Below are 12,998 nucleotides of genomic sequence, written 5' to 3' on the forward strand. Positions count from 1 at the left end.
GACAACGGTGTTCAGTGCCGCGTTGCGCATACCCCCTCCCCGTAGTTCACTGGGGTGCCCGAGCACGATCAGGCGGACACACGGAGGCTGACTTCTCATGGGGGCTGGGCATGATCACGGGCACGCGCACGGCGCGGCGGCCGGCGGTACGGCGACCTCGGCGTACCGTGGCAGGCTGCGCATGGCGCTGGCGATCACGCTCGGCATCGTGGTCGTGCAGGTCGTCGGCGGTCTCCTCGCCGACTCGCTCGCCCTCGTCGCGGACTCGGCCCACATGGCGACGGACGCCCTGGGTCTCGGCATGGCGCTGCTCGCGATCCACTTCGCGAACCGGCCGCCCAGCGAGCGGGCCACCTTCGGTTACGCCCGGGCCGAGATCCTCGCCGCCCTGGCCAACTGCCTGCTGCTGCTGGGCGTCGGCGGGTACGTCGTGTACGAGTCGGTCCAGCGCTTCATCACGCCGGCTCAGACCGAGGGCCGGCTGGCGCTGCTGTTCGGCGTGATCGGCCTGGCGGCGAACCTGGTGTCGCTGTCGCTGCTGATGCGCGGGCAGAAGGAGAGCCTGAACGTGCGGGGCGCTTTCCTGGAGGTGGCGGCGGACGCCCTGGGTTCGGTCACGGTGATCGTCTCCTCTTCGGTGATCATGCTCACGGGCTGGCAGGCCGCCGACCCGATCGCCTCGCTCGTCATCGCGCTGATGATCGCGCCCCGGACGTGGAAGCTGCTGAGCGAGACGCTCTCCGTGCTGTTGGAGGCCGCCCCCAAGGGCGTCGACATGGCGGAGGTGCGCTCGCACATCCTCGCCACGAACGGTGTGGAGGACGTCCACGACCTGCACGCCTGGACGATCACCTCCGGCATGCCGGTGCTGTCGGCACACGTGGTCGTCAGCTCGGAGGCCCTGAACGCGATAGGCCACGAGAAGATGCTGCACGAGCTCCAGAGCTGCCTCGGCGACCACTTCGACGTGGAGCACTGCACGTTCCAGCTGGAACCGAGGGGTCACGCGGAGCACGAGGCGCGGCTCTGCCACTGAGGGGGCACGCTCCACTGCGAGTGCGCCGGGGAACGCAACCCTCCGCCGTGTGCCCGCGTCCTGAGCCCCACAGCTCCGGTGGGGACGATTTTCCGCCTCCCTGGCCGGGCACGATCATCTACCGGGTCCCTGTCCCCGGCGTCCGACCGGTGCCGGCCGCGGTCCGCGCCACCGCGCGGGACATGCGGGCGTGCCGCGAAGTGCCGGGAGTGCCGGATGGGTACGGCAGACTTGGGGCGCGAAGACCGATGTGAAGGATGGGTATGCCGATCACACCTGCCACCGCGACGCACACCCCGTCGAACGGCACCGCGGACGCGATTTTGCTGGAACTGGTCGACGAGGACGGCGTGACGATCGGCACCGCGGAGAAGCTCGCCGCCCACCAGCCGCCCGGGCGGCTGCACCGCGCGTTCTCGGTGTTCCTCTTCGACGAGTACGGTCGGCTGCTGCTCCAGCAGCGCGCGCTGGGCAAGTACCACTCCCCCGGCGTGTGGTCCAACACCTGCTGCGGCCACCCCTACCCCGGCGAGGCGCCCTTCGCGGCGGCGGCACGGCGCACGTTCGAGGAGCTCGGCGCCTCCCCGTCCCTGCTGGCCGAGGCGGGTACGGTCCGCTACAACCACCCGGACCCGGAGTCCGGTCTGGTGGAGCAGGAGTACAACCACCTCTTCGTCGGCATGGTGCAGGCCGTGGTGCGGCCGGACCCGGAGGAGGTGGCGTCGACGGTCTTCGTGACCCCGCCGGAGCTCGCGGAGCGGCACGCCAAGGACACCTTCTCGTCCTGGTTCATGACCGTCCTCGACGCGGCCCGCCCGGCCATCAGGGAGCTGACGGGCCCGTCGGCGGGCTGGTGAGTCCGGCCCCGGCGACAAAATTCAGGACAAGCGCGCGGGTTTGAGCGGCAGGGCGGCCCAGATCACCTTGCCGCCGCTCGCCGTGTGGTCCACCTCGCACACCCCGCCCGCCTCGCGGGTGATCTCGCGCACCAGGAGCAGTCCGCGCCCACCGGTCCGGGCGTGGTCCGTCTCCAGGGCGGTGGGCCGGTAGGGGTGGTTGTCCTCCACGGACAGCCGGAGCCAGTCGGCGCCGACGGCCAGCTCGACGGCGATCGTCGGGGACAGCACCGCCGCGTGCTTGACGGCGTTCGTCACCAGCTCCGAGACGATCAGCAGCAGCCCCTGGGCCAGGTCGTCCGAGACCGGCACCCCCTGACGCAGCAGCAGGTCCCGTACCGCGTGCCGTGCCTGGGGGACCGAGGCGTCGACCGCCGGCGCGGTGAACCTCCAGACCCCTTCATAGGGCAGCGGATCCGCGGGCCCGGGGCCGAGGGGCGCCGCGCCGCCCTCTGGGCGAGGGCCGAACCCACGCCCGTCGTCGTCCATCGTCCGGTCGCCACCCTCGCGCTCGATTGTCGCCACACGTCGAGTGTTGGTAACGATGCGCCTCACACCCCGGGACTGAACAGAAGTCAGCAACTATCGAGCATTTCTGACCGTTGGCGTATGACACGGTCAGTTGTGGGACTGGTCCTGTCCCTGTTGTGCCGTCTCGGCGAACTATTCGGGTTGTACGGGTTTGGCATCCGGATAGCATCCGGCGCATGGAGCCGCAGCTGGAGTACCGCGTGACCGACTCGGTCGCGACGGTCGTCATCCGTCATCCCGAGAAGCGCAACGCCATGACGGCCGCGATGTGGCGCTCCCTGCCCACACTGCTGGAGGAATCCGCCGGCGATCCGGCCGTGCGGGCGCTGGTGCTGACCGGAGAGGGCGGGACGTTCTGCGCCGGGGCCGACATCTCGACGCTGCGGAGCTCGCCCGAGGAGGCGCAAGGGCTGGCCGTGCGGGCCGAGGAGGCGCTGGCCGCGTTCCCGAAACCGACGCTGGCCGCGATCCGGGGTCACTGCGTGGGCGGCGGGGCGCAGTTGGCGGCGGCCTGTGATCTGCGGTTCGCCGAGGAAGGGGCGTTGTTCGGTGTGACGCCCGCGAAGCTCGGCATCGTGTACCCGGCGTCCTCCACCCGGCGGCTGGTGGCTCTGGCCGGGCCGGCCACCGCCAAGTACCTGCTGTTCTCCGGGGAGCTGATCGACGCGCCGCGGGCCCTGCGGACCGGACTGGTGGACGAGGTGCTGCCCGAGGGCGGACTCGTCAAGCGCGTCGCCGAGTTCACCCGGATCCTGGTGGCGCGTTCGCAGCTGACGCAGGCGGCGGCCAAGGAGTTCGCGGACGGGCGTACCGACCGGGACGCGCACTGGGCGGGGCAGGCGCGCGGGAGCGGCGACACCGCGGAGGGCGTCGCCGCGTTCCTGGAACGCCGGCCGCCGCGGTTCGGCTGGAGTGTGCCTACGTCAGGATGACACCGGAGTGCGTGCGGACCAGTTCGACCAGGTGCGCGGGGGCCTTGTCCGGCGATCCGGCGTCGTAGGGCGGCTGCGGGTCGTACTCGGTGGCGAGCTGGACGATCCGGGCGTGGTCGTCGCCCGCGATACGGCCGAGCAGGGTCAGTCCCATGTCGATGCCGGAGGAGACGCCGGCCGCCGTGACGTACTTGCCGTCGGTGACGACCCGCTCCCCCGTCGGCTCGGCACCATGGCGCTTCAGCTCCTCCAGGGCCAGCCAGTGGGACGTGGCGCGGCGGCCCCGGAGGAGTCCGGCGGCGGCGAGCAGCAGGGAGCCGGTGCACACGGACGTCGTCCAGGTGCTGGTCTCGTCGGCGGCGCGCAGCCAGGCGAGCAGGGGGCCGTCCGCCGCGAGCGGGAGGGGGCCCGGGCCGCCGGGGACCACGATGATGTCGGGGCGGGGCACGTCGGCCAGCCCGCGGTCGGCGGTGAGCGCGAGGTTCCCCCCGTCGTTGCGCACGGGGCCGGGGTGCTCGGCGACGAAGACGGTCTCCGCGTCGGGGAGCCGGCCGAGCGTCTCGTAGGGGCCCACGGCGTCAAGGGCGGTGAAGCGGTCGTAGAGGACGATGGCGATCTGCACGAACGTCTCTCCTTCGGCTGATGTGGAGGCGGTCAGGGTGTGGTGGCGGAGCGGAAGCGGCGGCGGTACTCGGCCGGGGGCGTTCCCAGGGTCCTGACGAAGGCCCGGCGCATCCCCTCGGGCGTGCCGTAGCCGCTGCCGCGGGCGATCTCCTCGATGCCGCCGGTGGTGTCCTCCAGGAGGCGCCGGGCGTGTTCGAGGCGGACGCGGTCCACGTAGCGGCCCGGTGTCATGCCGGTCTCGGCACGGAAGGCGCGGGCGAAGTGGCGGGGCGAGAGGCGGGCCCGGGCGGCGAGGGTCTCGACGGAGAGGTCCGCGTCGGGGTGGTCACTGATCCACCGCTGGACCTCGCGCAGGGGTTCGCGCTGTGCGGTCTGGGCGGCGAGCTGGGCGCTGAACTGGGCCTGGTTCCCGGGGCGGCGCAGGAACACCACCAGGTGGCGGGCGATGGTGAGGGCGATGTCCCGGCCCAGGTCCTCCTCGACGAGGGCGAGGGCGAGGTCGATGCCCGCGGTGACACCGGCCGAGGTGGCGATGTTCCCGTCGCGCACGTAGACGGGGTCGGGGTCGATCTCGACGGCCGGGTGGGCGCGGGCGATCCGGTCGCAGTACGCCCAGTGGGTCGTGGCGCGGCGGCCGTCCAGGAGGCCGGCCTCGGCGAGCACGGCCGCGCCGGTGCACACCGACATCAGGCGCGCGGCGCGCGGCCCGTGCTCGCGCACCCAGTCGACCAGACGCGGATCGGGCCGCAGACCGCCCGTTCCACCGGGGACCAGGAGGATGTCCGGGTCGGGCGCGGCGGCCAGGGACCCGTCGGGGACGAGGGTCAGGCCGCTGGTGGTCCGCACGGGCCCGCCGCCCACGGACGCCGTGCGGATCCGGTAGGCGCCCGGGGAGAGCAGCTCCGCGCCCGCGAAGACCTCCACGGGCCCGGTGACGTCGAGACTCTGCAGGCCGTCGAAGAGGACGACGAGAACCGTGCGCTGGGTCATGCCGTCGATTGTTCGCGGGGCGGAGGGTGGCCGCAATGACGAGTGCCCCACCTTTCCTGCCATGCGAGGTCCGGCCCTGGAGGGCATACCAAGCGGTTGGTAACCTGCCGGGCATGACGACTGCCGCTCTGGAGCCGCGCGCCGGCCGACGTTGCCACAACATGCTCAACTCCCTGCACTCGACGCACTACTTCTCGCCCGACCTCGGGCGCGAGCTGGGCGGCGTGGGGGTCGGCGATCCGCGGGCGGTGAACTTCGCCGTGCGGTCCGCCGCCCTCGGGCCGGTCGGGGCCGGGGCCGTGACGGCCGCCTTCTACAACTACAAGTACGAGCTCGTGGCCCGGCATGTGCCGGCGGTGTGGGAGACCGCCACACCCGGGCAGGTGCTGGCGGCACGCGCGCGTGCGGTCGACGCGACGCTGCGCCGCCTGCTCGGCGAGGAGGCCGTCGCGTCGGCGGAGATGTCCGAGGCCGCGCGGCTCGCCCTGCGCGCCGCCGAGGCCTGCTCGCGCGAGGCACGGCCGCTGTACTCCGCGCACGCCGACCTGCCCGTCCCCGAAGAACCGCACCTCGCCTACTGGCACGCGGCCACCCTGCTGCGCGAGCACCGGGGCGACGGGCACCTGGCCGTCCTGATGTCCGCGGGCCTGGACGGGCTCGAGGCGATGGTCACCCACACGGCGACGGGCAAGGGCATGACCCCGAAGTGGGTCTTCTCCACTCGGGGCTGGAGCCGGGACGAGTGGGACGCGGCGACGGACCGGCTGCGGGAGCGCGGGCTGCTGGAGGCGTCCGGCGACCTCACCGAACAGGGTGTCGCCCTGCGCCGGGAGATCGAGCACGAGACGGACCGCCTGGACCGTGCCCCGTACGAGCACCTGGGCCCGGAGGGGGTGGCCCGGCTGACGGAGCTGAGCGGGACGTTCGCGCACGCGGCACTCGTGGCGGGGGCGTTCCCGGCGGATCTGATCGGCAAGGGTGACGCATAGTGACGCGCCGGTGAGGTACCCGCTCGCCACCGGCCGCCACGGCCGGGAGTGAGAAAGGGGATTTCCGTGTTCCGTGCTATCGCAGACGTGCTGCGCCAGATCGGCGGGGCCATCGCCACCGTCGTGACGCTGCCCTTCCGGGCGCTCGCCCGGCTCTTCGGCGGAGCCTCGTCCTCCACCCGCGGCCGCAGGGCCTGACCGGAATTCCGACCTGCCGGGTGCCGCCCTGATCCCCGGGTGTCCGTGCCACCTGCCACAATTGCCGCGCAACCTCAGCGGAGAAGGCGGTACGGGATCGTGACGACACCCGGGTCCAACGGGTCCATCAGCGCAGTGTCCATCGAAGGCAGGATCGCCGAGGAACTCGGCGTACGGGAGCGGCAGGTCAGGGCCGCCGTGGAACTGCTCGACGGCGGTTCCACGGTGCCCTTCATCGCCCGCTACCGCAAGGAAGCGACCGAGATGCTCGACGATGCGCAGCTGCGCACCCTCGAGGAGCGGCTGCGCTATCTGCGGGAGCTGGAGGAGCGGCGGACGGCGATCCTGGAGTCGGTGCGCGAGCAGGGCAAGCTCACCGAGGAGCTTCAGGCGAGCATCCGGGGCGCCGAGACGAAGGCGCGCCTGGAGGACATCTACCTCCCGTACAAGCCCAAGCGGCGCACCAAGGCGCAGATCGCCCGCGAGGCGGGACTCGAGCCGCTGGCGGACGGGCTGCTCGGCGATCCTTCCGTCGAGCCCCTCGCCGCGGCCGCCGCGTTCGTCGACGCCGACAAGGGCGTGGCCGATCCGCAGGCCGCCCTGGACGGCGCCCGGGCCATCCTCACCGAGCGGTTCTCGGAGGACGCCGACCTGATCGGCGAGCTGCGCGAGCGCATGTGGGTGCGCGGGCGGCTCGCCGCCAAGGTCCGGGAGGGCAAGGAGGAGGCGGGCGCGAAGTTCGCCGACTACTTCGACTGCGCCGAGCCGTTCACGGAGCTGCCCTCGCACCGGGTCCTCGCGATGCTGCGCGGCGAGAAGGAGGAGGTCCTCGACCTCGTCCTGGAGCCCGAGGAGGCCACGGACGGCCCCTCCTCGTACGAGGGGATCATCGCGCACAAGTTCGGGATCGCCGACCGGGGCCGCCCCGGCGACAAGTGGCTCAAGGACACGGTCCGCTGGGCCTGGCGCACCCGCGTCCTCGTCCATCTCGGCATCGACCTGCGGCTGCGGCTGCGCACGGCCGCCGAGGACGAGGCGGTGCGGGTCTTCGCCGCGAACCTGCGCGACCTGCTGCTCGCCGCCCCGGCGGGCACCCGCGCGACACTGGGCCTCGACCCCGGTTTCCGCACGGGTGTGAAGGTCGCCGTGGTCGACGCGACCGGCAAGGTCGTCGCCACGGACGTCATCCACCCGCACGTCCCGGCCAACCGGTGGGACGAGGCCATCGCCAAGCTGGCCCGGCTCGCGAAGGAGCACGCGGTCGAACTGATCGCGATCGGCAACGGCACCGCCTCCCGCGAGACCGACAAACTCGCCGGTGAACTGATCGCCCGGCACCCGGAGCTGAACCTCACGAAGGTGATGGTGTCGGAAGCCGGCGCGTCCGTGTACTCGGCGTCCGCCTTCGCCTCGCAGGAACTGCCCGACATGGACGTGTCGCTGCGCGGCGCCGTGTCGATCGCCCGCCGGCTCCAGGACCCGCTGGCCGAGCTGGTGAAGATCGACCCGAAGTCGATCGGCGTCGGCCAGTACCAGCACGACCTGTCCGAGGTGAAGCTGTCGCGTTCGCTGGACGCGGTGGTGGAGGACTGTGTGAACGGTGTGGGCGTGGACGTCAACACGGCCTCGGCGCCGCTGCTCGCCCGGGTCTCCGGCATCACCTCCGGACTCGCCGAGAACATCGTGGCGCACCGTGACCAGAACGGGCCGTTCAAGGCCCGCGGTGAGTTGAAGAAGGTGGCGCGGCTCGGCCCGAAGGCGTACGAGCAGTGCGCGGGCTTCCTGCGGATCCGCGGCGGCGACGATCCGCTGGACGCGTCGAGCGTGCACCCGGAGGCGTATCCGGTGGTCCGGCGCATGGTGAAGACCGCCGGGCAGGAGGTCGCCTCGCTCATCGGCAACACCGGGGTGCTGCGCTCGCTGAAGCCGCAGGACTTCGTGGACGAGACGTTCGGTCTGCCGACGGTCACCGACATTCTGAAGGAGCTGGAGAAGCCCGGCCGCGACCCGCGGCCGGCCTTCAAGACCGCCGCCTTCAAGGACGGCGTGGAGAAGATCTCCGACCTGTCGTCCGGGATGGTCCTGGAGGGTGTCGTGACGAACGTCGCCGCGTTCGGGGCGTTCGTGGACATCGGTGTCCACCAGGACGGTCTGGTGCATGTGTCCGCGATGTCGAAGACGTTCGTGAAGGACCCGCGCGACGTGGTCAAGCCCGGCGACATCGTGAAGGTGAAGGTCCTCGACGTCGACATCCCGCGCAAGCGGATCGCGCTGACACTGCGGCTGGACGACGAGGCGGCCTCCCGGCAGGACGCCGGTCCCGGCGAGCGCCGGCAGCGCGGCGGGCGCCCGCCGCAGCAGCGGCAGGGCGGTGGCCGCGGGGGCCAGGGCGGCGGTCGCGGCGGTCAGCAGCGGCAGGCTCCGCCGCCGGCCAACAGCGCGATGGCCGACGCGTTGCGTCGGGCGGGTCTGGCCGATCCGAAGAACGGGCGCCGCTGACGGCTGCGGAGGGGTGGCCAGGGGGAGCGGCCGGTCCGTCCTGGCTGCTCGCGCCCGCACGGCGGTAGCCGCACGGGAAACCCGCTCCGCACCCCCTGGCAGGGGAGCTCGACGTCCCGGCGCTCCCCTGCCGGTGCCTGGAGTGAGGGCATGTCCGCCGTCATCCGGCACGGGCTCCACCGGACGCCCGGCGAGCGGGACTTCCTGAGGGCATGGGTTCCGGTGCCGGACCTGACCGTGGGGCCGTCACGGCAGACGTGCAGCATCCGGCGCGTCGGCGCGTCCGCCGCTCCTCCCGCGACGGCCGCGGCGACCTGCAGTTCGGCGAGGACGGGTTCGTCGTCGACGGTCCGCGACCGGCCGGGCGCCTGACGGTCCGTCAGCGCTCGGTCACCTTGCCGTCCGCCACCTCCAGGCGGCGGGTGACGTGCACGGCGTCCAGCATGCGGCGGTCGTGGGTGACCAGCAGGAGGGTGCCCTCATAGGCGTCGAGGGCGGACTCCAGCTGCTCGATGGCCGGCAGGTCGAGGTGGTTGGTCGGCTCGTCGAGGACGAGGAGATTGACGCCCCGGCCCTGGAGCAGCGCCAGGGCGGCCCGGGTGCGCTCGCCCGGGGAGAGGCTCCCCGCGGGCCGCAGGACGTGGTCCCTCTTGAGGCCGAACTTGGCCAGCAGTGTGCGGATCTCGACCGGTTCGGTGTCCGGTACGGCCGCGCGGAAGGCGTCGAGCAGGGCCTCCTCGCCGTGGAACAGTCTGCGGGCCTGGTCGACCTCGCCGAGCAGGACGCCCGAACCGAGCGCGGCGTGCCCGGCGTCCAGCGGGACCCGGCCGAGGAGGGCGGCGAGCAGCGTGGACTTGCCGGCGCCGTTCGCGCCCGTCACCGCCACCCGGTCCGCCCAGTCGATCTGCAGGGAGACGGGGCCGAGGACGAAACCGCCGCGGCGCACCTCGGCGTCCCGCAGGGTCGCGACGACGGCGCCCGAACGCGGGGCCGACGCGATCTCCATCCGCAGCTCCCATTCCTTGCGGGGCTCCTCGACGACCTCCAGACGCTCGATCATGCGCTGGGTCTGGCGGGCCTTCGCGGCCTGCTTCTCGCTGGCCTCGCTGCGGAACTTGCGGCCGATCTTGTCGTTGTCGTTGCCCGCCTTGCGGCGCGCGTTCTTCACGCCCTTGTCCATCCAGGAGCGCTGAGTCTGGGCGCGGTCCTGGAGGGCCGCCTTCTTGTCCGCGTACTCCTCGAACTCGTCGCGGGCGTGCCGGCGGGCGACCTCCCGCTCCTCCAGGTAGGCCTCGTAGCCACCGCCGAAGAGGTTGATCTGCTGCTGGGCGAGGTCGAGTTCGAGGACCTTGGTGACGGTGCGGGCGAGGAACTCGCGGTCGTGGCTGACGACCACGGTCCCGGCGCGCAGGCCGCCGACGAAGCGTTCCAGGCGCTCCAGGCCGTCCAGGTCCAGGTCGTTGGTCGGCTCGTCGAGGAGGAAGACGTCGTAGCGGGACAGCAGCAGGGAGGCGAGGCCCGCGCGAGCCGCCTGACCGCCGGACAGGGACGTCATCGGCTGCTCCAGGTCGACCGCGAGCCCGAGGGAGTCGGCGACCTCTTCGGCGCGTTCGTCGAGGTCGGCGCCGCCCAGGCCGAGCCAGCGCTCCAGGCTCGTGGCGTAGGCGTCGTCGGCGCCGGGTGCCCCGTCGACCAGGGCCTGGGTCGCCTCGTCCATGGTCCGCTGGGCCTCGGCGACACCGGTGCGGCGGGCGAGGAAGGCCCGTACGGTCTCGCCCGGCCGGCGGTCGGGCTCCTGCGGGAGGTGTCCGACGGTGGCCGTCGGCGGGGACAGACGCAGGTCGCCCTGCTCGGGTGCGGTGAGTCCGGCGAGCATCCTGAGCAGCGTGGACTTGCCCGCGCCGTTGGCCCCGACCAGGCCGATCACATCGCCGGGCGCGACGACGAGGTCGAGGCCGGTGAACAGGGAGCGGTCGCCGTGGCCGGCGGCGAGGTTCTTGGCGACGAGAGTGGCAGTCATCAGAGCGCCGATCCTAACGGCCGGACGCTCAGGGGCGCACGGCCGTCACCAGGACGCTTCCGGTTGTGCGCGCCACGACGAACGCCTGGCCCCTGACCGCTTTGGCGTCGAGGGCGACGCGGTGGCGGCCCGCGGGGAGGACGCCGTCGAAGATCTCGTGGATGTGGGTGCGGGAGAGCCGGTCGAGGCGGTAGGCGGTGAGGGTGACGCGGCAGGCGGAGGTGACCTCGAGGTCCGCCCCGGCGTCGGAGGCGGTGAGGCCGGTGAGGCGGCGCAGTGCGACAGGGCTGCGGTCCAGGGCGTGTTCGATCTGGGCGACGAGGAGCGGGACGATCGGGGCGAGGCCGTCGACGTGGGCGGCCGTGGCCCCGGCGTTGTCGAAGGCGCGCCGGACGGCGGCACGTTCCCGCTCGCCCGCCGCGTGGCCGAGGGCGACGGCGCCGTAAGCGCGCAGTTCGTCGGGAGACACACGGTGGGCGTCCTGGGTGATGTCGGCGCCGACGCCGATGGTGCGCAGGGCCGCGGCGAGCTTGGCGAGGGCGGCGACGCGGGCGCCGATCAGCAGGACGCGGCGCCGGGGGCCGGGCCCGGAGCCGTTGAGCAGGGCACCGAGCGCCGTCCGGTACTCGGCGCCGCGGAAGCGGAACGGGCCGATGCCGTGGTAGCCGTTGCGCTCCAGGTCGGCGTGTTCGCCGGTCTGCCAGGCGAAGTCCTGCCAGACGAAGTCCTCGCCGTCGCTCCGGATGACCGCGGTGACGGCACCGCAGGCCAGGTCCTCGCACTCGGGGCAGCCGTAGACGACGTACCGGCCGCCCGGTAACGGGGCCGTGCTCTCCAGGAGCAGGCTGCGGACCTGCGCGGTGAAGATCGCGGGTGGGACGTCGGAGGCGAGCGGGGAGACCGCGTCGAGGTCGGAGAGCTGGAACAGCAGGGGGCGTCCGGCGACGATGAAGTCCACGAAGTCCCGGTGAACCTGGTAACCGCCGTCGTTGAGGACTCCCCCGGCCCGCATCGCGGGTGCCAGGCCGAAGGTCGCGTACTCGGCACACATAGGGTGAGTATCCCCATACTTCGGGTGATGTGAGCACGGCATGACAGGTTCCGCTACGGTCCGGGTATGCGGAGCGAGGCGAGTGGCGAGATCGTGGTGGTCGGCGGCGGGGTGGTGGGGCTGACGACCGCGCTGGTTCTCGCGGAGCAGGGCCGGCGGGTACGGGTGTGGACGCGGGACGCCGTCGAGGCGACCACCTCAGCCGTTGCGGGCGCGCTGTGGTGGCCGTACCGGATCGAGCCGGTCGCGACGGCGCGCGTGTGGGCGCTGCGGTCGCTGGAGGTGTACGAGGAGTTGGCGGCGCGGCCCGAGCACACCGGCGTACGCATGGTCGAAGGGGTACAGGGCGAGACCCGTCTCGACGAGGCCGAGGGGTGGCTGGCGGGGCGGGTGCCGGGGCTGCGGGCGGCCACGGCCCGGGAGTACGCGGGGACGGGCGTCCGGGCTCGGCTGCCGCTGATCGACATGCCAGCTCATCTGCCGTGGCTGCGGGAGCGGTTGGTGGCGGCGGGCGGGGTGGTCGAGACGCGTACGGTGTCCGCGTTCGCGGAGGTGGACGCGCCGGTCGTGGTCAACTGCACGGGACTCGCCGCGCGCGAGCTCGTGCCGGATCCCTCCGTACGGCCCGTGCGCGGGCAGCTGGTCGTCGTGGAGAACCCGGGGATCGACACCTGGCTGGTCTCGACCGACGCGGCCGGGGAGCACACCTACCTGTTCCCGCAGCCGAGCGGGCTCGTCCTCGGCGGGACGTCCGAGGAGGGCGCGTGGTCGCTGGAGCCCGACCCCGCGACGGCCGAGGCGATCGTCCGCCGCTGTACGGTCCTGCGGCCGGAGATCGCGGGGGCCCGTGTGCTGGAGCACCGGGTCGGGCTGCGGCCCACCCGGCCGGCGGTCCGCCTGGAGCGCGAGGCCCTGCCGGACGGCCGGCTCCTGGTGCACAACTACGGCCACGGCGGCGCGGGCGTCACCGTGGCCTGGGGGTGTGCGCGGGAGGCGGCCCGGCTGGTCTCCGGCTGACGGGGCACGTGCCCGTCAGTACCGCGAGAACGGCTGGCCGCCGCCCGGGATCAGGCGGTTCGGCGGCGCGGCCCGGGCCGCGGAACGTGAAGGCGGGGACCGCCCGGACCGCGGAACGCGAAGGCGGGGACCGCCCGGACCGCGGAACGCGAAGGCGGGGACCGCCCGGACCGCGGAACGCGAAGGCGGGGACCGCCCGGACCGCGGAACGCGAA

The 12,998-nt window shown here is 72.9% G+C and carries 12 protein-coding genes; 7 read left to right on the forward strand and 5 right to left on the reverse strand.

Annotated elements, in window-relative coordinates; translation table 11 throughout:
• Positions 1–97 precede the first annotated feature (97 nt).
• Positions 98–1,036, forward strand: coding sequence for a cation diffusion facilitator family transporter (locus tag ABTX62_RS22725; RefSeq protein WP_283968788.1), 939 nt, complete (start codon positions 98–100; stop codon positions 1,034–1,036).
• Between the two features lie 263 nt (positions 1,037–1,299).
• Positions 1,300–1,893 carry an isopentenyl-diphosphate Delta-isomerase gene (gene idi, locus ABTX62_RS22730; RefSeq protein WP_352117880.1) on the forward strand — a complete coding sequence of 198 codons (594 nt, stop codon included), beginning with the start codon at positions 1,300–1,302 and terminating at the stop codon, positions 1,891–1,893.
• Between the two features lie 21 nt (positions 1,894–1,914).
• Here idi and ABTX62_RS22735 read toward each other — a convergent pair whose 3' ends face one another.
• Entirely contained in the window at positions 1,915–2,421 is a 507-nt protein-coding gene (locus tag ABTX62_RS22735) for an ATP-binding protein (RefSeq protein WP_352117917.1), read from the reverse strand.
• A 218-nt stretch (positions 2,422–2,639) separates the two neighbouring features.
• Here ABTX62_RS22735 and ABTX62_RS22740 point away from each other — a divergent pair, with 218 nt between their 5' ends.
• Positions 2,640–3,395, forward strand: coding sequence for an enoyl-CoA hydratase/isomerase family protein (locus tag ABTX62_RS22740; RefSeq protein WP_352117881.1), 756 nt, complete (start codon positions 2,640–2,642; stop codon positions 3,393–3,395).
• Here ABTX62_RS22740 and ABTX62_RS22745 read toward each other — a convergent pair.
• Positions 3,382–4,017 (reverse strand): DJ-1/PfpI family protein, encoded by a 636-nt coding sequence (locus tag ABTX62_RS22745; protein ID WP_352117882.1) that lies wholly within the window; start codon positions 4,015–4,017, stop codon positions 3,382–3,384. The two genes, ABTX62_RS22740 and ABTX62_RS22745, sit on opposite strands and share 14 nt — an antisense overlap.
• Before the next feature lie 32 nt (positions 4,018–4,049).
• Positions 4,050–5,009 carry a GlxA family transcriptional regulator gene (locus ABTX62_RS22750; RefSeq protein WP_352117883.1) on the reverse strand — a complete coding sequence of 320 codons (960 nt, stop codon included), beginning with the start codon at positions 5,007–5,009 and terminating at the stop codon, positions 4,050–4,052.
• A gap of 113 nt (positions 5,010–5,122) precedes the next feature.
• Between ABTX62_RS22750 and ABTX62_RS22755 the strand changes: the two genes are divergently transcribed.
• From ABTX62_RS22755 to ABTX62_RS22765, 3 genes are all read left to right on the forward strand, one after another.
• Positions 5,123–5,998 carry an SCO6745 family protein gene (locus ABTX62_RS22755; protein ID WP_352117884.1) on the forward strand — a complete coding sequence of 292 codons (876 nt, stop codon included), beginning with the start codon at positions 5,123–5,125 and terminating at the stop codon, positions 5,996–5,998.
• Positions 5,999–6,064: 66 nt separating this feature from the next.
• Positions 6,065–6,196, forward strand: coding sequence for an LPFR motif small protein (locus ABTX62_RS22760; protein ID WP_257027966.1), 132 nt, complete (start codon positions 6,065–6,067; stop codon positions 6,194–6,196).
• Between the two features lie 99 nt (positions 6,197–6,295).
• Positions 6,296–8,695 (forward strand): Tex family protein, encoded by a 2,400-nt coding sequence (locus ABTX62_RS22765; protein WP_352117885.1) that lies wholly within the window; start codon positions 6,296–6,298, stop codon positions 8,693–8,695.
• A 379-nt stretch (positions 8,696–9,074) separates the two neighbouring features.
• Here the strand turns inward: ABTX62_RS22765 and ABTX62_RS22770 are convergent, their stop codons facing one another.
• Together ABTX62_RS22770 and ABTX62_RS22775 are read right to left on the reverse strand one after the other, a co-directional pair.
• Positions 9,075–10,715 carry an ABC-F family ATP-binding cassette domain-containing protein gene (locus tag ABTX62_RS22770; RefSeq protein WP_352117886.1) on the reverse strand — a complete coding sequence of 547 codons (1,641 nt, stop codon included), beginning with the start codon at positions 10,713–10,715 and terminating at the stop codon, positions 9,075–9,077.
• Positions 10,716–10,743: 28 nt separating this feature from the next.
• A complete protein-coding gene (locus tag ABTX62_RS22775; protein WP_352117887.1) occupies positions 10,744–11,766 on the reverse strand; it encodes an oxidoreductase in 1,023 nt (340 codons plus the stop codon).
• A 66-nt stretch (positions 11,767–11,832) separates the two neighbouring features.
• Between ABTX62_RS22775 and ABTX62_RS22780 the strand changes: the two genes are divergently transcribed.
• The gene (locus ABTX62_RS22780) at positions 11,833–12,783 is read left to right on the forward strand and encodes an FAD-dependent oxidoreductase (RefSeq protein WP_352117888.1); all 951 of its coding nucleotides are present in this window, start codon (positions 11,833–11,835) and stop codon (positions 12,781–12,783) included.
• Positions 12,784–12,998 lie beyond the last annotated feature (215 nt).

It is taken from the genome of Streptomyces sp. NPDC096046 (genome assembly GCF_040303285.1).
Lineage (GTDB): Bacteria > Actinomycetota > Actinomycetes > Streptomycetales > Streptomycetaceae > Streptomyces.